The 18,861-nt window shown below is 70.4% G+C and carries 15 protein-coding genes; 14 read left to right on the forward strand and 1 reads right to left on the reverse strand.

Annotation, left to right across the window (positions count from 1 at the left end; all coding sequences use genetic code 11):
* Positions 1-3: 3 nt before the first annotated feature.
* The 12 genes from FGW31_RS25785 to FGW31_RS25840 all read left to right on the forward strand — a co-directional run bounded on the left by FGW31_RS25785 (position 4) and on the right by FGW31_RS25840 (position 12,507).
* A complete protein-coding gene (locus FGW31_RS25785) occupies positions 4-1,434 on the forward strand; it encodes a UDP-N-acetylmuramoyl-tripeptide--D-alanyl-D-alanine ligase (protein ID WP_142195909.1) in 1,431 nt (476 codons plus the stop codon).
* Positions 1,434-2,504 carry a phospho-N-acetylmuramoyl-pentapeptide-transferase gene (gene mraY, locus FGW31_RS25790; RefSeq protein WP_142195940.1) on the forward strand — a complete coding sequence of 357 codons (1,071 nt, stop codon included), beginning with the start codon at positions 1,434-1,436 and terminating at the stop codon, positions 2,502-2,504. The genes FGW31_RS25785 and mraY overlap by 1 nt, the downstream gene beginning before the upstream one ends.
* Complete coding sequence (gene murD / locus FGW31_RS25795; RefSeq protein WP_142195910.1) at positions 2,501-3,904, forward strand: UDP-N-acetylmuramoyl-L-alanine--D-glutamate ligase; 1,404 nt, start codon at positions 2,501-2,503, stop codon at positions 3,902-3,904. Before mraY ends, murD begins: the two co-directional genes overlap by 4 nt.
* 82 nt (positions 3,905-3,986) lie before the next feature.
* Complete coding sequence (gene ftsW / locus FGW31_RS25800) at positions 3,987-5,339, forward strand: putative lipid II flippase FtsW (RefSeq protein ID WP_142195911.1); 1,353 nt, start codon at positions 3,987-3,989, stop codon at positions 5,337-5,339.
* 6 nt (positions 5,340-5,345) lie between these two features.
* Entirely contained in the window at positions 5,346-6,440 is a 1,095-nt protein-coding gene (gene murG / locus FGW31_RS25805) for an undecaprenyldiphospho-muramoylpentapeptide beta-N-acetylglucosaminyltransferase (RefSeq protein ID WP_142195912.1), read from the forward strand.
* Positions 6,441-6,465: 25 nt separating this feature from the next.
* A complete protein-coding gene (locus FGW31_RS25810; protein WP_142195913.1) occupies positions 6,466-7,263 on the forward strand; it encodes a cell division protein FtsQ/DivIB in 798 nt (265 codons plus the stop codon).
* A gap of 287 nt (positions 7,264-7,550) precedes the next feature.
* On the forward strand, positions 7,551-8,744 hold the full coding sequence (gene ftsZ, locus FGW31_RS25815; RefSeq protein ID WP_142195914.1) for a cell division protein FtsZ: 1,194 nt from the start codon (positions 7,551-7,553) through the stop codon (positions 8,742-8,744).
* Positions 8,741-9,469: a peptidoglycan editing factor PgeF gene (pgeF, locus tag FGW31_RS25820; protein WP_142195915.1), complete on the forward strand. Its 729-nt coding sequence runs from the start codon at positions 8,741-8,743 to the stop codon at positions 9,467-9,469. The genes ftsZ and pgeF overlap by 4 nt, the downstream gene beginning before the upstream one ends.
* 6 nt (positions 9,470-9,475) lie before the next feature.
* Positions 9,476-10,195: a YggS family pyridoxal phosphate-dependent enzyme gene (locus FGW31_RS25825; protein ID WP_142195916.1), complete on the forward strand. Its 720-nt coding sequence runs from the start codon at positions 9,476-9,478 to the stop codon at positions 10,193-10,195.
* A gap of 129 nt (positions 10,196-10,324) precedes the next feature.
* Positions 10,325-10,966 carry a cell division protein SepF gene (locus FGW31_RS25830; protein ID WP_142195917.1) on the forward strand — a complete coding sequence of 214 codons (642 nt, stop codon included), beginning with the start codon at positions 10,325-10,327 and terminating at the stop codon, positions 10,964-10,966.
* A gap of 49 nt (positions 10,967-11,015) precedes the next feature.
* Positions 11,016-11,306, forward strand: a complete 291-nt coding sequence (locus FGW31_RS25835) for a YggT family protein (RefSeq protein ID WP_004932337.1) — start codon at positions 11,016-11,018, stop codon at positions 11,304-11,306.
* Positions 11,307-11,358: 52 nt separating this feature from the next.
* The gene (locus FGW31_RS25840) at positions 11,359-12,507 is read left to right on the forward strand and encodes a DivIVA domain-containing protein (protein ID WP_142195918.1); all 1,149 of its coding nucleotides are present in this window, start codon (positions 11,359-11,361) and stop codon (positions 12,505-12,507) included.
* A 315-nt stretch (positions 12,508-12,822) separates the two neighbouring features.
* Here FGW31_RS25840 and ileS read toward each other — a convergent pair whose 3' ends face one another.
* Positions 12,823-15,969: an isoleucine--tRNA ligase gene (gene ileS / locus FGW31_RS25845; protein ID WP_142195919.1), complete on the reverse strand. Its 3,147-nt coding sequence runs from the start codon at positions 15,967-15,969 to the stop codon at positions 12,823-12,825.
* A gap of 623 nt (positions 15,970-16,592) precedes the next feature.
* Between ileS and FGW31_RS25855 the strand changes: the two genes are divergently transcribed.
* Positions 16,593-18,146: a TraR/DksA family transcriptional regulator gene (locus FGW31_RS25855; protein ID WP_308432230.1), complete on the forward strand. Its 1,554-nt coding sequence runs from the start codon at positions 16,593-16,595 to the stop codon at positions 18,144-18,146.
* A gap of 65 nt (positions 18,147-18,211) precedes the next feature.
* Positions 18,212-18,808 carry a signal peptidase II gene (lspA, locus tag FGW31_RS25860; RefSeq protein WP_142195920.1) on the forward strand — a complete coding sequence of 199 codons (597 nt, stop codon included), beginning with the start codon at positions 18,212-18,214 and terminating at the stop codon, positions 18,806-18,808.
* Positions 18,809-18,861: the final 53 nt, after the last annotated feature.

Below are 18,861 nucleotides of genomic sequence, written 5' to 3' on the forward strand. Positions count from 1 at the left end.
CTTGTGATCGCCCTCTCCCTCGCCGAGATCGCAGAAGTCGTCGGCGGGCAGACGCACGACATACCGGACCCCTCCGTCCAGGTCACCGGACCGGTCGTCCGGGACTCGCGGGAGGCGGGGCCGGGCAGCCTGTTCGCCGCCTTCGTCGGCGAGCGCGTGGACGGACACGACTACGCGGAAGCGGTCGTCGAGGCGGGTGCGGTGGCCGTGCTGGCCTCCCGGCCCGTCGGCGTCCCCGCGATCGTCGTGGCGGACGTCCAAGCGGCGCTCGGCGCCCTCGCCCGGCACGTCGTCGGCCGGCTCGGCGCCACCCTCGTCGCGCTCACCGGCTCGGCCGGCAAGACCAGCACCAAGGACCTGATCGCCCAGGTGCTGCGGCGCAAGGCGCCGACCGTCTTCACGCCCGGCTCGCTCAACAACGAGATCGGGCTGCCGCTCACCGCGCTCACCGCCACCGAGGAGACGAAGTTCCTCGTGCTGGAGATGGGAGCGCGCGGAATCGGCCATATTCGCTACCTCACCGGTCTGACCCCGCCGAAGATCGGACTCGTCCTCAATGTCGGCTCCGCCCACATCGGCGAGTTCGGCGGCCGGGAGCAGATCGCCCAGGCCAAGGGTGAACTGGTCGAGGCCCTGCCGTCGGCCGAGGAGGGCGGCGCCGCGATCCTCAACGCGGACGACCCCTACGTACGGGCCATGGCCTCCCGTACGAAGGCGAAGGTGATCCTTTTCGGAGAGTCCGGCGAAGCGGACGTTCGGGCCGAGAACGTGCGACTCACGGACAGCGGACAGCCTTCCTTCAGGCTTCACACACCCTCCGGTGCAAGCGATGTGACCATGCGCCTGTACGGTGAGCATCACGTGTCGAACGCGCTCGCCGCGGCCGCCGTCGCCCACGAGTTGGGCATGTCCGCAGACGAGATCGCCCGCGCGCTCTCCGAAGCGGGCTCCCTCTCCCGCTGGCGGATGGAGGTCACCGAGCGCCCGGACGGCGTGACGGTCGTCAACGACGCCTACAACGCGAACCCCGAGTCCATGAAGGCCGCGCTGCGCGCGCTGGCGGCCATGGGCGAAGCCTCACGGGCGAAAGGGGGTCGCACGTGGGCGGTGCTCGGCAAGATGGCCGAGCTCGGGGACGAGGCGCTCGCCGAGCACGACGCGGTCGGACGGCTCGCCGTTCGGCTCAACGTCAGCAAGCTCGTCGCGGTCGGGGGCAGGGAAGCCGCCTGGCTGCAACTGGGCGCATATAACGAGGGTTCGTGGGGTGAGGAGTCGGTGCACGTGTCCGACGCACAGGCGGCGGTCGACCTGTTGCGCAGCGAATTGCGCCCGGGAGACGTCGTACTCGTGAAGGCGTCCCGTTCGGTCGGGCTCGAGAGCGTGGCGCAGGCGCTGCTCGAGACCGGTGCCGAGGGTGAGGTCGCCGCCCGATGATGAAGCAGATCCTGTTCGCAGGAGTCATTGGCCTCTTCCTTACGCTGATCGGCACTCCGCTGCTGATCAAGCTGCTCGCCCGCAAGGGCTACGGGCAGTACATCCGCGACGACGGCCCGCGCGAGCACGCCAGCAAGCGCGGTACGCCGACGATGGGCGGCATCGCCTTCATCCTGGCGACGGTCGCCGCCTACTTCCTGTCCAAGGTGATCACCGGTTACACCCCGACCTACTCGGGTCTGCTGGTGCTCGGCCTCATGGTGGGCATGGGCATGGTCGGTTTCCTGGACGACTACATCAAGATCGTCAAGCGGCGTTCGCTGGGTCTGCGGGCCAAGGCCAAGATGGCCGGCCAGCTGATCGTCGGTATCGCTTTCGCGGTGCTGTCCCTGCAGTTCGCGGACTCCCGCGGACAGACCCCGGCCTCCACCAAACTGTCGTTCATCACGGACTTCGGCTGGACCATCGGCCCGGTGCTGTTCGTCGTCTGGGCGCTGTTCATGATCCTTGCGATGTCGAACGGCGTGAACCTCACCGACGGTCTGGACGGCCTCGCCACCGGCGCCTCCGTCCTGGTCTTCGGCGCCTACACCTTCATCGGCGTCTGGCAGTTCCAGGAGTCCTGCGCCAACGGTGAGACGCTGACCAACCCGGGCGCCTGCTACGAGGTGCGCGATCCGCTGGACCTGGCGGTCGTCGCCTCCGCGCTGATGGGTGCCTGCCTGGGCTTCCTGTGGTGGAACACCTCCCCGGCCAAGATTTTCATGGGCGACACCGGTTCGCTGGCGCTCGGCGGTGTGCTCGCGGGTCTCGCGATCTGCTCCCGCACCGAGCTGCTGCTGGCCATCCTGGGCGGTCTGTTCGTCCTCATCACCATGTCGGTGGTCATCCAGGTCGGATCCTTCCGGCTCACCGGGAAGCGGGTCTTCCGGATGGCGCCGCTCCAGCACCACTTCGAACTCAAAGGCTGGTCCGAAGTCCTCGTGGTGGTCCGCTTCTGGATCATTCAGGGCATCTGTGTCATTGTCGGACTCGGCCTCTTCTACGCGGGATGGGCAGCTGACAAGTGACCGACTGGCAGGGTAAGCACGTCACCGTCGCCGGACTCGGCGTCTCCGGCGTCCCGGCGGCCAAGGTGCTGCACGGGCTCGGCGCGAAGGTCACCGTCGTCAACGACGGGGACGACGCACGCGCGCGGGAGCAGGCCGCCGAACTCCAGGCCCTCGGTGTCACCGTGCGCCTCGGCGACGGCGCCACCCTGCCCGAGGGAACCGAGCTGATCGTCACGGCCCCCGGCTGGAAGCCGGACAAGCCGTTGTTCGCGGCGGCGGACGAGGCCGGGGTGCCGGTGTGGGGCGACGTCGAACTCGCCTGGCGGCTCAGGAAGCCCGACGCGGCGCCCTGGCTCGCGGTCACCGGCACCAACGGCAAGACCACGACCGTCCAGATGCTCGCCTCCATCCTGAAGGCGGCGGGCCTGCGCACCGCCGCCGTCGGCAACATCGGCGTCTCACTGCTCGACGCGGTGCTCGGCGAGGAGCAGTACGACGTGCTCGCCGTGGAGCTGTCCAGCTACCAGCTCCACTGGGCGCCCTCCCTGCGCGCCCACTCGGCGGCCGTGCTGAACCTCGCCCCCGACCACCTCGACTGGCACGGCTCCATGGAGGCGTACGCCGCCGACAAGGGCCGTATCTACGAGGGCAATCGCGTGGCCTGCGTCTACAACGTCGCCGACAAGGCGACCGAGGACCTGGTCCGCGAGGCCGACGTCGAGGAGGGCTGCCGCGCCATCGGCTTCACCCTCGGCACCCCGGGCCCCTCCCAACTCGGCGTCGTGGAGGGCATCCTGGTCGACCGCGCCTTCGTCGAGAACCGGCACAAGAACGCCCAGGAGCTCGCCGAGGTCACCGACGTCAACCCGCCGGCCCCGCACAACATCGCCAACGCCCTCGCGGCGGCGGCCCTCGCCCGCGCCTTCGGCGTGCCGGCGAGCGCGGTGCGCGACGGGCTGCGGGCCTTCACCCCGGACGCCCACCGCATCGCGCACGTGGCCGACGTGGACGGGGTGGCCTACGTCGACGACTCCAAGGCCACCAACACCCATGCCACCGAGGCGTCGTTGGCGGCGTACGAGTCGATCGTGTGGATCGCCGGCGGCCTCGCCAAGGGCGCCACCTTCGACGAACTGGTCGCGGGCGCGGCGAAGCGGCTGCGCGGCGCCGTGCTCATCGGCCGGGACCGCGCGCTCATCCGCGAAGCCCTGGCGCGACACGCCCCGGAAGTACCCGTGGTCGACCTCGACCGGACCGACACTGGGGCGATGCTCCAGGCCGTCCAGGAGGCGCGGCGGCTCGCACGCCCCGGCGACACGGTGCTGCTGGCCCCCGCCTGCGCCTCGATGGACATGTTCGCCAACTACAACAAGCGCGGTGACGCGTTCGCACAGGCGGTGCGCGAGCTCGGCGCCTGACCCCGGCCGCCTGCCGCCGGGCGACCTTGGGAGGGACGCGTGAGAGGCCCCAGCCCCTGTTCGGCGCACCGCGGAGGCCGTGATGCCCAGTAGCCGTACCGGCCGCCCGCCCGTGCAGCGGGCCGCCCGCAGACCCGTCGTGCCCGGCCCCCCGCGCGAGAACCCCCTGCGCACCCTGCACACCAGGGCGCGCAGGGCCTGGGACCGTCCGCTGACCGCCTACTACGTGATCCTCGGCGGCAGTGCGCTGATCACCGTGCTGGGCCTGGTGATGGTCTACTCGGCCTCCCAGATCACGGCACTGCAGATGTCCCTGCCGGGCTCCTACTTCTTCCGCAAGCAGCTGCTGGCCGCCGTCATCGGCGCCGTACTGCTGCTGGTGGCCTCCCGGATGCCGGTGAAGCTGCACCGGGCGCTGGCCTACCCCATCCTCGCGGGCGCCGTCTTCCTGATGGCGCTGGTGCAGGTGCCGGGGATAGGAGTCGCGGTCAACGGCAACCAGAACTGGATCGCCCTCGGCGGCTCCTTCCAGCTCCAGCCCAGCGAGTTCGGCAAGCTGGCGCTGGTGCTGTGGGGCGCCGACCTGCTCGCCCGCAAGCAGGACAAGCGGCTGCTGGCCCAGTGGAAGCACATGCTGGTGCCGCTGGTGCCGGCCGCCTTCATGCTGCTCGGGCTGATCATGCTCGGCGGCGACATGGGGACGGCCATCATCCTCAGCGCGATCCTGTTCGGCCTGCTGTGGCTGGCCGGCGCGCCCACGCGGCTGTTCGTCGGCGTGCTGTCGGTGGCCGCTCTGATCGGTGCGGTCCTCATCCGCACCAGCCCCAACCGCATGGCCCGGCTGGCCTGCCTCGGCGCCACCGAACCGCAGACGGGACCGGTCGACTGCTGGCAGGCCGTGCACGGCATCTACGCCCTCGCCTCCGGCGGGATCTTCGGCTCCGGGCTCGGTGCGAGCGTGGAGAAATGGGGACAACTGCCGGAAGCGCACACGGACTTCATCTTCGCCGTCACCGGTGAGGAACTGGGTCTGGCGGGGACGCTGTCGGTACTCGCCCTGTTCGCGGCTCTAGGCTATGCGGGTATCCGCGTGGCCGGACGCACGGAGGACCCCTTCGTCAGGTATGCCGCGGGAGGCGTGACCACCTGGATCACGGCCCAGGCCGTGATCAACATCGGTGCGGTGCTCGGACTGCTGCCGATCGCCGGTGTCCCGCTCCCGCTGTTCTCCTACGGAGGATCCGCCCTGCTGCCGACCATGTTCGCCATCGGGCTGCTCATCGCCTTCGCGCGTGAGGACCCCGCTGCGCGGATGGCGCTTGCGATGCGGCAACCCCGCTTTGGTAAAAAGCGGAACGGGGGTTCTCAGGGGCCCCGGAGATGGAACACGATGCGACGGCGCGCCCCGGTGGCGCGTTCGTCCGGAGAGCGGTGAATTTCGGTGCATGTCGTACTCGCCGGCGGAGGAACCGCGGGCCACATCGAGCCCGCGCTCGCCCTCGCGGACGCCCTGCGCAGGCAGGATCCGACCGTGGGCATCACGGCCCTGGGCACGGAGCGCGGCCTCGAGACCCGTCTCGTACCCGAGCGCGGGTACGAGCTGGCGCTGATCCCCGCCGTACCGCTGCCACGCAAGCCCACGCCCGAGCTGATCACCGTCCCGGGCCGGCTGCGCGGCACCATCAAGGCGACCGAGCAGATCCTGGAGCGGACCAAGGCGGACGCCGTGGTCGGCTTCGGCGGCTACGTCGCCCTGCCCGGCTACCTCGCGGCCAAGCGGCTCGGCGTGCCGATCGTGATCCACGAGGCGAACGCCCGGCCCGGTCTGGCCAACAAGATCGGCTCCCGGTACGCCGCCCAGGTCGCCGTCTCCACGCCCGACAGCAAGCTGCGCAACTCCCGCTACATCGGCATCCCGCTGCGCCGCTCCATCGCCACCCTGGACCGCGCCGCCGTGCGGCCGGAGGCCCGCGCCGCGTTCGGGCTGGACCCGAACCTGCCGACGCTGCTGGTGTCCGGCGGCTCGCAGGGCGCCCGGCGCCTCAACGAGGTCGTCCAGGCGGTCGCCCCCTGGCTGCAGCAGGCCGGCATCCAGATCCTGCACGCGGTCGGTCCGAAGAACGAACTGCCGCAGGTGCAGCAGATGCCGGGAATGCCCCCCTACATCCCGGTAAGTTACCTGGACCGGATGGACCTCGCGTACGCCGCGGCCGACATGATGCTCTGCCGGGCGGGCGCGATGACCGTCGCCGAGCTCTCCGCCGTCGGTCTGCCGGCCGCCTACGTCCCGCTGCCCATCGGCAACGGCGAACAGCGGCTCAACGCCCAGCCGGTGGTCAAGGCCGGCGGCGGACTGCTGGTCGACGACGCGGAACTGACGCCGGAGTGGGTGCAGCAGAACGTGCTGCCGGTCCTCGCCGACCCGCACCGGCTGTACGAGATGTCCCGCGCAGCCGCCGAGTTCGGCCGCCGGGACGCCGACGACCTGCTCGTCGGCATGGTGTACGAGGCGATCGCCGCCCGTGCGCAGCGTTAGACGCGTCTGACGGAAGGCAGGCAACGTGGCCGGATCGACCACCGCCGAGCGCGGTGCACGCCAGCAGGGGTCGTCCGGCCCGCCGCCGCCCGTCCGGCGGTTCGGGCGACGGCACTTTCGTCGGATCATCGTTCTGGCCGTCGCCCTGCTGTTCCTCTCCAGCGGGGCGTTCTGGCTGCTGTACGGGTCGGACCTGGTCCGCGTGGAGCGCGTATCGGTCTCCGGGACCCGGGTCCTGACGCCGGATCAGGTGCGTCGCTCCGCCGACGTCCCGCTCGGGGAACAGCTGGTCTCCGTGGACACCGAGGGCATCGAGGCGCGGTTGGCCGAGGCGTTGCCCCGGATCGACACCGTTGACGTGGTCCGTGACTGGCCGAGCGGAATCACACTGGAAGTGACGGAACGCACTCCGGTTCTTCTCGTTCACAAAGGCGGGAAGTTCATCGAAGTGGACAAGGAAGGTGTCCGTTTCGCCACGGTTTCCAAGGCGCCCAAAGGCGTACCCGCGCTGAAATTGGCCGTCTCCAGGACCGGTTCCACGGCGGCCAGCCTGCGCCGCTTCGGCGAGGACCGGCTGGTGCGGGAGGCGGTCCGGGTGGCCGGCGCCCTCCCGTCCTCCGTGGCCCGGTCCACCCGGAGTGTCAAGGTCCGTTCCTACGACGCCATCTCGCTGGAGCTGGCGGACGGCCGGACGGTCGACTGGGGAAGCGGTGAGAAGAACGCCGAGAAGGCCCGTACTCTCACCGCGCTGATGAAAGCGGAGCCCGGCGCGCGCCACTTCGACGTCAGCGTTCCCACCGCGCCTGCGTCATCGGGGAGTTGACGCTCATCCGTGCAGGCCAGCACCCTGGCTGGGCAGCGCTACGGCTGATCACATAGGGTGAAAAGAAAAACGGGAGGTTCGGCGTGTTCGTTGAACGTGCGCCACTTGTCGACTTAGTGTCCTGTTCAGAAGACTCCAGGGAACAGACACACTGGTAACCCTAAACTTCAACGTTAGGGTTCGGGTCGGCGATACGGACCGTCCCATTCGGCATCAGTCGTCGGAACGCGGAGCAGCAGTGCTTCGGCGGTTCGGCGACACGTAACTCGAGGCGAGAGGCCTTCGACGTGGCAGCACCGCAGAACTACCTCGCAGTCATCAAAGTCATCGGTGTCGGCGGCGGTGGTGTCAATGCCATCAACCGGATGATCGAGGTCGGTCTCAAGGGCGTCGAGTTCATCGCCATCAACACCGACGCGCAAGCTCTGTTGATGAGCGACGCCGACGTCAAGCTCGACGTCGGCCGTGAACTCACCCGCGGACTCGGCGCCGGAGCCAACCCGGCCGTCGGCCGCAAGGCCGCCGAGGACCACCGCGAGGAGATCGAGGAGGTCCTCAAGGGGGCCGACATGGTCTTCGTGACGGCCGGTGAAGGCGGCGGCACCGGCACCGGCGGCGCGCCCGTCGTGGCCAACATCGCCCGCTCGCTCGGTGCCCTCACCATCGGTGTGGTCACGCGCCCGTTCACCTTCGAGGGGCGGCGCCGCGCGAACCAGGCCGAGGACGGCATCGCGGAGCTCCGCGAAGAGGTCGACACCCTCATCGTGATCCCGAACGACCGGCTGCTGTCCATCTCGGACCGCCAGGTTTCGGTTCTCGACGCCTTCAAGTCGGCCGACCAGGTCCTGCTCTCCGGTGTGCAGGGCATCACCGACCTCATCACCACGCCCGGTCTCATCAACCTCGACTTCGCCGACGTCAAGTCGGTCATGTCGGAGGCCGGTTCCGCCCTCATGGGCATCGGCTCGGCCCGCGGCGACGACCGCGCGGTGGCCGCGGCCGAGATGGCGATCTCCTCGCCGCTGCTGGAGGCCTCCATCGACGGCGCGCGCGGCGTGCTGCTCTCCATCTCCGGCGGCAGCGACCTCGGTCTGTTCGAGATCAACGAGGCCGCCCAGCTGGTCAGCGAGGCCGCGCACCCCGAGGCCAACATCATCTTCGGCGCGGTGATCGACGACGCCCTCGGCGACGAGGTCCGGGTCACCGTGATCGCCGCCGGCTTCGACGGCGGACAGCCGCCCGCCAAGCGGGACAACGTGCTCGGTTCCTCCTCGGCCAAGCGCGAGGAGCCCGCGCCCGCGCGGCAGCCCGAGAGCCGCCCGTCCTTCGGTTCGCTCGGCAGCGTCACGCCGAAGGAGGACCCGGAGCCGGTGCTGCCCGAGCCGGTGAGCGAGATCCCGGCCGCCCAGCCCCCGGTCCCGCCGTCGCGGACCTACGACAGCGCGGCCGAGGAACTGGACGTACCGGACTTCTTGAAGTGATAGGACAGCGCGAGACCGTGAGCGGCGCGCACTTCGCCTTCACCGACCGGTGGGGCGGGGTGAGCGCCGCTCCGTATGACGAGCTCAACCTCGGCGGTGCGGTCGGTGACGACCCCGGCGCGGTACGTACCAACCGCGAACTGGCCGCCAAGTCCCTCGGCGTCGACCCGGCCCGGGTGGTCTGGATGAACCAGGTGCACGGCGCCGACGCGGTCGTGGTCGAGGAGCCGTGGGGCGAGAGGCCCGTGCCCGAGGTCGACGCGATCGTCACCGCGCGGCGGGGCCTCGCCCTCGCGGTGCTCACCGCCGACTGCGTGCCGGTGCTGCTGGCCGACCCCGTCGCCGGGATCGCCGCCGCCGCCCACGCGGGCCGGCCCGGACTGGTCGCCGGCGTGGTACCCGCCGCCGTACGGGCCATGACCGAACAGGGCGCCGACCCCGCGCGGATCGTCGCCCGGACCGGGCCCGCCGTCTGCGGCCGGTGCTACGAAGTGCCTTCGGCGATGCGTGCCGAGGTGGCCGCGGTCGAGCCGGCGGCGCACGCCGAGACGAGTTGGGGCACTCCGGCGGTCGACGTGGCCGCGGGCGTGCACGCGCAGCTCGAACGGCTCGGGGTGCGCGACCGGGAGCAGTCGCCGGTGTGCACGCTGGAGTCGGCGGATCACTTCTCGTACCGCCGCGACCGCACCACCGGGCGGCTCGCGGGCTATGTGTGGCTGGACTGATGGGACATGACGGACCGTAAGGACGAACTCGCCGCGAACCTGGCGAGAGTGGAGGAGCGGATCGCCGCCGCGTGCGCGGCCGCGGGACGCGGGCGGGACGAGGTGACCCTGATCGTGGTGACCAAGACCTACCCCGCGAGCGATGTGCGGATCCTGTCGGAACTCGGTGTGCGCCACGTCGCCGAGAACCGGGACCAGGACGCCGCCCCCAAGGCCGCCGAATGCTCGGATCTGCCCCTTACGTGGCATTTCGTCGGTCAGCTTCAGACCAACAAAGTGCGATCAGTGGTCGGTTATGCGGACCTCGTGCACTCTGTCGACCGTTCCCGACTGGTGACGACGCTCTCCAAGGAGGCGGTGCGAGCCGGGCGCGAGATCGGATGCCTGCTCCAGGTCGCGCTGGACGCCGGAGTCGGCGGCCGGGGCGAGCGCGGGGGCGTGGCGCCCGACGGGATCGAGGAGTTGGCCGGTCTCGTGGCCGGGGCCCCGGGGCTGCGGCTGGCCGGGCTGATGACGGTCGCCCCACTCACCGGCGAGTACGCGGGGCGCGAACAGGCGGCGTTCGAGCGCTTGATGGATTTGTCGACCGACCTGCGCCGGACCCATCCGACTGCGAACATGGTCTCGGCAGGGATGAGTGCGGACCTCGAACAGGCTGTGGCCGCCGGAGCGACACATGTGCGCGTCGGCAGTGCGGTACTCGGAGTCCGCCCCGGGCTCGGGTAACGTCGCCAAGAAGTCGGACCACAGCAGAAAATATGGTCATTTCCGCCGAACAGCGGACGTAAGGACCTAGTGGATCGCGGGCACTTGGCGGTCGTCAGCAGATCCACCACAGAGCGGAGGACTCGGAGCATGGCCGGCGCGATGCGCAAGATGGCGGTCTACCTCGGCCTCGTGGAGGACGATGGGTACGACGGCCGCGGATTCGACCCAGACGACGACTTTGAACCCGAACTCGACCCGGAGCCCGAGCGGGACCACCGGCGGCATGAGTCATCTCACCAGTCACACGGGTCACACCAGTCTCAAAGAGACGAAGAGGTGCGAATCACCCACCCTCCCGCGCCGCGCGAACCGGTCGCCCGTTCCGCTTCGCTGCCCGCGGAATCGCCACGCCCGGCGCGGATCGCGCCCGTGGCGTCCATCACACAAGAACGCGCAAGCCTGGAGAAGAACGCACCGGTGATCATGCCCAAGGTCGTGTCGGAACGAGAGCCTTACCGGATCACCACACTTCACCCCCGGACCTACAACGAGGCCCGTACCATCGGGGAACACTTCCGTGAGGGCACTCCGGTGATCATGAATCTCACTGAGATGGATGACACAGACGCGAAGCGACTTGTCGACTTTGCGGCCGGTTTGGTGTTTGGTCTTCACGGCAGTATCGAGCGGGTGACGCAGAAGGTGTTCCTGCTGTCTCCTGCTAACGTCGATGTCACGGCGGAGGACAAGGCCCGCATCGCAGAGGGCGGGTTCTTCAACCAGAGCTGAGACGCAGTACCGGACCGAGCAGTGCACAGGGGAGAGGGAAAGACAGGCCATGAGCGTGTTCGCGCAGGTGATCTACATCGCGCTGATGGTGTTCCTCATCGTGCTCATCTTCCGTTTGGTCATGGATTACGTGTTCCAGTTCGCCCGCTCGTGGCAACCCGGCAAGGCGATGGTGGTCGTCCTGGAGGCCACCTACACTGTCACCGATCCACCGCTGAAGCTTCTGCGGCGGTTCATCCCGCCGCTGCGTCTCGGGGGCGTGGCGCTCGACCTGTCCTTCTTCGTACTGATGATCATCGTCTACATCCTGATCTCGATCGTGGGCAATCTCGCGAGGTGACTGTGGACGATACGGTCTTGCCGACTGCCGATGACTACGTTGAGGTGAAGAGATGCCGTTGACCCCCGAGGACGTGCGGAACAAGCAGTTCACGACCGTCCGCCTCCGAGAAGGCTATGACGAGGACGAGGTCGATGCCTTCCTCGACGAGGTCGAAGCCGAACTGACGCGCCTGCTCCGCGAGAACGAGGACCTGCGCGCCAAGCTGGCCGCGGCCACGCGCGCCGCTGCGCAGAACCAGCAGAACATGCGCAAGCCTCCTGAGCCACAGGACCAGCAGCAACAGCAGCAGGGGCCGCCCCAGGGCATGCCCCAGCAGGGCATGCGAGGTCCCGGCGCTCCGGTGCCCGCCGGCATATCGGGCCCGCCGCAGCAGCAGATGGGTGGCCCCATGGGTGGTCCGCCCCAGCTGCCGAGCGGTGCGCCGCAGCTGCCCGCCGGCCCCGGCGGACAGGGCCCGCAGGGTCCCGGACCGATGGGTCAGGGTCCCGGGCCGATGGGCCAGGGCGGCCCGATGCAGGGGCAGATGGGCCCCGGTGGCCCGATGGGCGGTCCCATGGGCGGTCCCGGTATGCCCGGTCAGGGCGGCCCGGGTGGCGACAGCGCCGCGCGCGTTCTGTCGCTGGCCCAGCAGACCGCCGACCAGGCGATCGCCGAGGCCCGTTCCGAGGCCAACAAGATCGTCGGCGAGGCGCGTTCGCGTGCCGAGGGTCTCGAGCGGGACGCCCGCGCCAAGGCGGACGCCCTGGAGCGGGACGCGCAGGAGAAGCACCGCGTCGCGATGGGCTCCCTGGAGTCCGCCCGCGCCACGCTGGAGCGCAAGGTCGAGGACCTGCGCGGCTTCGAGCGCGAGTACCGCACGCGGCTGAAGTCCTACCTGGAGTCGCAGCTGCGCCAGCTGGAGACGCAGGCGGACGACTCGCTCGCCCCGCCGCGTCAGGCACCCGCCTCCAGCGCTCCGTCGCTGCCGCCGTCCCCGGCGCCCTCGATGGCTCCGGCCGGTGCCGGTGCGCCGTCCTACGGCGGCAACCAGACGATGGGCGGCTCTCCGAGCCAGTCGGGCCCGTCGTACGGCGGTCAGCAGCAGATGCAGCCGGCGATGACCCAGCCGATGGCGCCGGTGCGTCCGCAGGGCCCCTCCCCGATGGGTCAGGCGCCCTCGCCGATGCGCGGCTTCCTCATCGACGAGGACGACAACTGACGGTCGTGTGGCCATGAGTACGGCGTAGCAGTCGGCAGTGTTCAGGGCGGGGCCCCGGATTCGAGGAATCCGGGGCCCCGCCCTTTGGCGTGCGTGGACGCCCGTGGTGTGGGGGTGTGTGTTCGGGTCTGCGTGTGATGTGCGACGCACACAACGCCGAAGGCCCGGGTCCACCGGAAAAGTTGGTGGACCCGGGCCGTGTGGGGTGTCTCACGTGCCGGAGGCGGGGCTCCGCCACGGGTGTGGTCGGCGACGGACTGCGCGGGGCCGCAGCGGGAGCGTGCGCGGCCGGCGCCGCGCACGCCCGGCGGTGCCCTACGCCTTGCGCAGGCGGAAGGTCAGCGACAGCCCTTCGTCGGTGAACGGGGCGCCGTAGGTGTCGTCCGCCTCGCCCTGGGCGAAGTCCGTCGCCAGGACCTCGTCGGCGATCAGTTCCGCGTGCTCTGCCAGTGCGGCGGTCGTGGCGGGTTCGCCGGCCGTCCAGCGCAGGGCGATCCGGTCGGCGACGTCGAGGCCGCTGTTCTTGCGGGCCTCCTGGATGAGGCGGATCGCGTCGCGGGCCAGGCCGGCGCGGCGCAGTTCCTCCGTGATCTCCAGGTCCAGGGCGACGGTGGCGCCGGCGTCGGACGCCACCGACCAGCCCTCGCGCGGGGTTTCCGTGATGATCACCTCGTCCGGGGCGAGGTCGATCGTCTCGCCGTCGACCTCCACGGAGGCCGTGCCGTCGCGCAGCGCCAGGGACAGCGCGGCGGCGTCCGCGTTGGCGACGGCCTTGGCGACGTCCTGGACCCGCTTGCCGAACCGCTTGCCGAGGGCCCGGAAGTTGGCCTTCGCCGTGGTGTCCACCAGGGAGCCGCCCACCTCGGACAGCGACGCCAGCGACTCGACGTTCAGTTCCTCGGTGATTTGCGTGTGCAGTTCCGGGTCGAGAGCGTCGAAGCCGCCCGCGGCGATCAGCGCCCGCTTCAGCGGCTGGCGGGTCTTCACGCCGGACTCGGCGCGGGTGGCGCGGCCCAGTTCGACGAGACGGCGCACCAGCACCATCTGCTTCGACAGCTCCGGGTCGATGGCGGACAGGTCCGCCTCCGGCCAGGACGACAGGTGCACCGATTCCGGGGCGCCCGGGGTGACCGGGACGATCAGGTCCTGCCAGACCCGCTCGGTGATGAACGGGGTCAGCGGGGCCATCAGCCGGGTGACCGTCTCCACGACCTCGTGCAGGGTGCGCAGCGCGGCCTTGTCGCCCTGCCAGAAGCGGCGGCGGGAGCGGCGCACGTACCAGTTGGACAGGTCGTCGACGAACGCGGAGAGCAGCTTGCCGGCGCGCTGGGTGTCGTAGCTCTCCAGCGCCTGGGTCACCTGGTCGGTGAGGGCGTGCAGTTCGGACAGGAGCCAGCGGTCGAGGACCGGGCGGTCGGCCGGGGCCGGGTCGGCCGCGGACGGTGCCCAGTTCGAGGTGCGGGCGTACAGGGCCTGGAAGGCGACGGTGTTCCAGTACGTCAGCAGCGTCTTGCGGACGACTTCCTGGATGGTGCCGTGGCCCACGCGGCGGGCCGCCCACGGTGAGCCGCCGGCCGCCATGAACCAGCGGACCGCGTCCGCGCCGTGCTGGTCCATCAGCGGGATCGGCTGGAGGATGTTGCCCAGGTGCTTGGACATCTTCCGGCCGTCCTCGGCGAGGATGTGACCGAGGCAGACGACGTTCTCGTACGAGGACTTGTCGAAGACGAGCGTGCCGACGGCCATCAGGGTGTAGAACCAGCCGCGGGTCTGGTCGATGGCCTCGCTGATGAACTGCGCCGGGTAGCGGGACTCGAAGAGTTCCTTGTTCTTGTACGGGTAGCCCCACTGCGCGAACGGCATGGAACCCGAGTCGTACCAGGCGTCGATGACCTCCGGTACGCGCGTGGCCGTCTTGGCGCACTGCGGGCAGGCGAAGGTGACCTCGTCGATGTACGGGCGGTGCGGGTCGAGGCCGGACTGGTCGGTGCCGGTCAGTTCGGTGAGTTCCGCGCGGGAGCCGACGGCGGTGAGGTGGTCGTCCTCGCAGCGCCAGATCGGCAGCGGCGTGCCCCAGTAGCGGTTGCGGGACAGCGCCCAGTCGATGTTGTTGTTGAGCCAGTCGCCGTACCGGCCGTGCTTGACGGAGTCGGGGAACCAGTTGGTCTTCTCGTTCTCCTGGAGCAGCCGTTCCTTGATGGCGGTGGTGCGGATGTACCAGGACGGCTGCGCGTAGTAGAGCAGCGCGGTGTGGCAGCGCCAGCAGTGCGGGTAGCTGTGCTCGTACGGGACGTGCCGGAAGAGCAGTCCGCGCTCGTCGAGGTCGGCCGTGAGCTGTTCGTCGGCCTTCTTGAAGAAGACGCCGCCGACGAGCGGGAGGTCCGCGTCGAAGGTGCCGTCCTGGCGGACCGGGTTGACCATCGGCAGGCCGTAGGAGCGGCAGACCTTGAGGTCGTCCTCACCGAAGGCGGGGGACTGGTGGACCAGGCCGGTGCCGTCCTCGGTGGTGACGTAGTCGGCGTTGACCACGAAGTGGGCCTCGGCCGGGAACTCGACCAGCTCGAAGGGGCGCCGGTAGCTCCAGCGCTCCATCTCGGCGCCGGTGAAGGTCTGGCCGGTGGTCTCCCAGCCCTCGCCGAGCGCCTTGGCGACCAGCGGCTCGGCGACGACCAGCTTCTCCGTGCCTTCTGGGCCCTTGGTGGCGACGACGTAGGTGACCTCGGGGTGCGCGGCGACTGCAGTGTTGGACACCAGCGTCCACGGCGTGGTCGTCCACACCAGGAGGGAGGCCTCGCCGGCCAGCGGGCCGGAGGTGAGCGGGAAGCGGACGTAGACGGACGGGTCCACGACCGTCTCGTAGCCCTGCGCCAGCTCGTGGTCGGACAGGCCGGTGCCGCAGCGCGGGCACCAGGGGGCGACGCGGTGGTCCTGGACCAGCAGGCCCTTGTTGAAGATCTCCTTCAGGGACCACCAGACGGACTCGACGTACTCCGGGTCCATGGTGCGGTAGGCGTCGTCGAGGTCGACCCAGTAGCCCATGCGGGTCGTCAGCTCGGCGAAGGCGTCGGTGTGGCGAGTCACCGACTCGCGGCACTTGGCGTTGAACTCGGCGATGCCGTACGCCTCGATGTCCTGCTTGCCGGAGAAGCCGAGTTCCTTCTCGACGGCGAGCTCGACCGGGAGGCCGTGGCAGTCCCAGCCGGCCTTGCGGGCCACGTGGTAGCCGCGCATGGTGCGGAAGCGGGGGAAGACGTCCTTGAAGACGCGGGCCTCGATGTGGTGGGCGCCGGGCATGCCGTTGGCGGTGGGCGGGCCCTCGTAGAACACCCACTCGGGGCGGCCCTGGGACTGCTCCAGGCTCTTGGCGAAGATCTTCTGCTCGCGCCAGAAGTCGAGCACGGCGTGCTCGAGGGCGGGCAGGTCGACCTGGGCGGGCACCTGGCGGTACGTCGGCGTTGTCATCAGCGGGCTTCCTCCGGCGGACTTGCTGCCTTCCGTCCGGAGGGACGAGAGCTGTGTCGATCCCTGCGCCGCCTTGGCGCGCTCCCGCGGTACCACCCTCCTTGGCCCTCCGGTGCGTCGTGCGCGCCGGTGAGCCCCCTCATTGGGGTCGCGATGCCGGTTCTACTCGCCGCCGCTGTCGCACTGCGCCCGCTGCGGTTTTCTTCCGGCGGCTCCGGGGTGATCTTCACGTCGCGCTCGCCCCCGGGCTCACACCGTCCCCGGGTCGCTCTGGGCTGCGTACGCCGCTACTCGTCCCCATCTCCGCTTTTCGCTCCGCCCAGTGTACGGCGCCGCGGGGACAGCGGCCGACCTGTTTTCCGGTGGCCGCGGGGAGTGGTGCGGATCGGGCGGGACGCCGCCTCGTATGCCCCGAATGGCCAGGTACGCGTGTTCGGATGTCGGGAAGCCCTTTCCGGCGGCATACCCGGCGGGGAGCTGGGCACAACGGATGCAGGTTCCCCGCGTGGCGTCCGCGGGGCGAGCGAATCGGGCGGTGTGCCCCGTTGCCGCGGGACTCGAGTCGATTTATCGTCCCAGCACGATTTGCGCGCAAGATCACAATATGTGAAGGGGCCGCGGCCATGGTGGCGAAGAAGACCGCCGTACAGCAGTCGGCGCCGTCCGGCAGGCCCGGGTCCGCTCCCGGCGGTGCGGGCAAGGGGGCGGGCGGGAAGAAGAGCACGAGCTCGTCGGGTGCGGCCGGGGCGGCGAGGGCGCAGCAGGCTGCTGGGGCGGCGGAGGCGGCGGCCGGGAAGGCCGTGGCCGGGAGGGCTGCGGCGGGGAGGGCGGGCGTGGGGGAGCGGGCCGCGGAGGCGGAGCCGGTGCGCAAGGAGGCCACCGCTCCGGAAGCGTCCGTGAAGAAGGCGCCTGCGAAGAAGGTGCCTGCGAAGAAGGTGGCGGCCGGGAAGGCGTCCGTGAAGCAGGCGGCGAAGAAGACGACGGTGAAGAGGACGGCGACGGGGGATGTCTCCGCCGCTGAGGCGTCCGGCGGCATGCCTGCGGGGAAGAAGACGGCAGCCAAGAAGTCGGCAGCCAAGGAGACGGCAGCCGGGAAGACGGTCGCCAAGAAGACAGCAGCGAAGACGGTCGCCGAGGAGGCGGTCGCCGCGAAGGCAGTCGCCAGGGAGCCGCTCGCGGAGGAGACGACTGCGGAGAAGGCCGCCGAGGAGGAACCGGCCAGGAAGGCGCCCGCGAAGAAGGCGCCCGCGAAGAAGGCGGCGGTGAAGAAAACGGCGGCCAAGAAGGCGCCCGCCAAGAAGACGCCCGCCAAGAAGGCGCCCGGCAAGAAGACGGCAGTCGAGGATGCGCCCGCGGCGAAGGCGCCCTCGAAGAGGACCGCCGCGAAGAAGGCGCCCGCGAAGCCGCCGCCCGGGGCCGAGGCCCCCGCGGAGGAGGCGATCGCGGAGAAGCCCGCCGCCGGACGGAAGGCCGGACGGACGGCCGCCGCGCCGGCCGCAGCGACGGGCGCCGCCGGTGCCCGGGGGCAGCGGGACGCCGGAGCGGCGGCGGGGGAAGCCGGGCCCACGGGCCCGGGCGGTGGCGCCGAGCGCGGGGGCGCCGCCAGGACCAGCGGGTCCGCACAGGATGTGGCCGGGCGCAGCACGGCCGATGACGCGGGCGCGGCCGAGGCCGCGGCGCAGACGGGAGTGACGACGGTGGGTGCGAAGAAGACCCCTGGCACGGCGGCCACGGCGGCGAAGACCGCCGTGCCCAAGGCCCGGATCGGCGCGGCGGAGCCGGGCGACCTCGCGGTGCGTCCGGGCGAGGAGCCGTGGACTCCGGAAGAGGTCGAGGAGGCGCGGGACGAGCTGATGTCCGAGGTGCTGCGGCTGCGCGAGGAGATCACCAACTCCGAGCAGTCGCTGGCCGGTCTGATGCGGGACTCCGGCGACGGAGCGGGCGACGACCAGGCGGACACCGGGACCAAGAACATCACGCGCGAGCACGAACTCGCGCTCGCCGCCAACGCGCGCGAGATGCTCACCCAGTTCGAACGCGCCCTGCAGCGCCTGGACGCCGGGACGTACGGCCTGTGCGAGAACTGCGGCAACCCCATCGGCAAGGCCCGTATGCAGGCCTTCCCGCGGGCCACCCTGTGCGTCGAGTGCAAGCAGAAGCAGGAGCGCCGGTACTGATCGGCGGGCGCACAGGGCGTGCCGTACCCTCGTCCTCAGTCAGGCACCTAGGTTGAGGGACTCACGTGGCAGAGGCGGAGCGCATCATCGGTACGCCGGACACCCCGGACGCGGACCGGGACGGGCAGGAGACGGCCGGCACCGACGGGACGGCGGCGGAGACCGGGCGGCCCCGCGGCAAGCGGCGGGTCGCCGTGCTGTTCGCCGTCGCCGCCTTCGCCTACGCCCTCGATCTGATCAGCAAGATGATCGTGGTCGCCAAGCTGGAGCACCACGAGCCGATCGAGATCATCGGCGACTGGCTGAGGTTCGAGGCGATCCGCAACGCGGGCGCGGCCTTCGGCTTCGGTGAGGCCTTCACCGTGATCTTCACGGTGATCGCCGCGTCCGTGATCGTGGTGATCATCCGCCTCGCCCGCAAGCTGTACAGCCTGCCCTGGGCGATCGCGCTCGGCATGCTGCTCGGCGGTGCCCTCGGCAACCTCACCGACCGGATCTTCCGGTCCCCGGGCGTCTTCCAGGGCGCGGTCGTCGACTTCATCGCGCCCAAGCACTTCGCCGTGTTCAACCTGGCGGACTCGGCGATCGTGTGCGGCGGCATCCTGATCGTGCTGCTGTCGTTCCGGGGCCTCGACCCGGACGGCACGGTCCACAAGGACTGAGGGCTCCCGGACTCTCGTACGAGAGTGTCCGACCCGTCCGGCATACTCGACGG

This window comes from Streptomyces calvus, assembly GCF_006782915.1.
Taxonomy (GTDB): domain Bacteria; phylum Actinomycetota; class Actinomycetes; order Streptomycetales; family Streptomycetaceae; genus Streptomyces; species Streptomyces calvus.

What these genes read in the sequence shown, in the direction of transcription:
- FGW31_RS25830 (WP_142195917.1), top strand. Translation starts at nt 10,325, where the DNA reads ATGGCCGGCGCGATGCGCAAGATGGCGGTCTACCTCGGCCTCGTGGAG.
- ileS (WP_142195919.1), bottom strand. Translation starts at nt 15,969, where the DNA reads ATGACAACGCCGACGTACCGCCAGGTGCCCGCCCAGGTCGACCTGCCC.
- FGW31_RS25825 (WP_142195916.1), top strand. Translation starts at nt 9,476, where the DNA reads ATGACGGACCGTAAGGACGAACTCGCCGCGAACCTGGCGAGAGTGGAG.
- FGW31_RS25855 (WP_308432230.1), top strand. Translation starts at nt 16,593, where the DNA reads ATGGTGGCGAAGAAGACCGCCGTACAGCAGTCGGCGCCGTCCGGCAGG.
- ftsW (WP_142195911.1), top strand. Translation starts at nt 3,987, where the DNA reads ATGCCCAGTAGCCGTACCGGCCGCCCGCCCGTGCAGCGGGCCGCCCGC.
- FGW31_RS25840 (WP_142195918.1), top strand. Translation starts at nt 11,359, where the DNA reads ATGCCGTTGACCCCCGAGGACGTGCGGAACAAGCAGTTCACGACCGTC.
- mraY (WP_142195940.1), top strand. Translation starts at nt 1,434, where the DNA reads ATGAAGCAGATCCTGTTCGCAGGAGTCATTGGCCTCTTCCTTACGCTG.
- FGW31_RS25835 (WP_004932337.1), top strand. Translation starts at nt 11,016, where the DNA reads ATGAGCGTGTTCGCGCAGGTGATCTACATCGCGCTGATGGTGTTCCTC.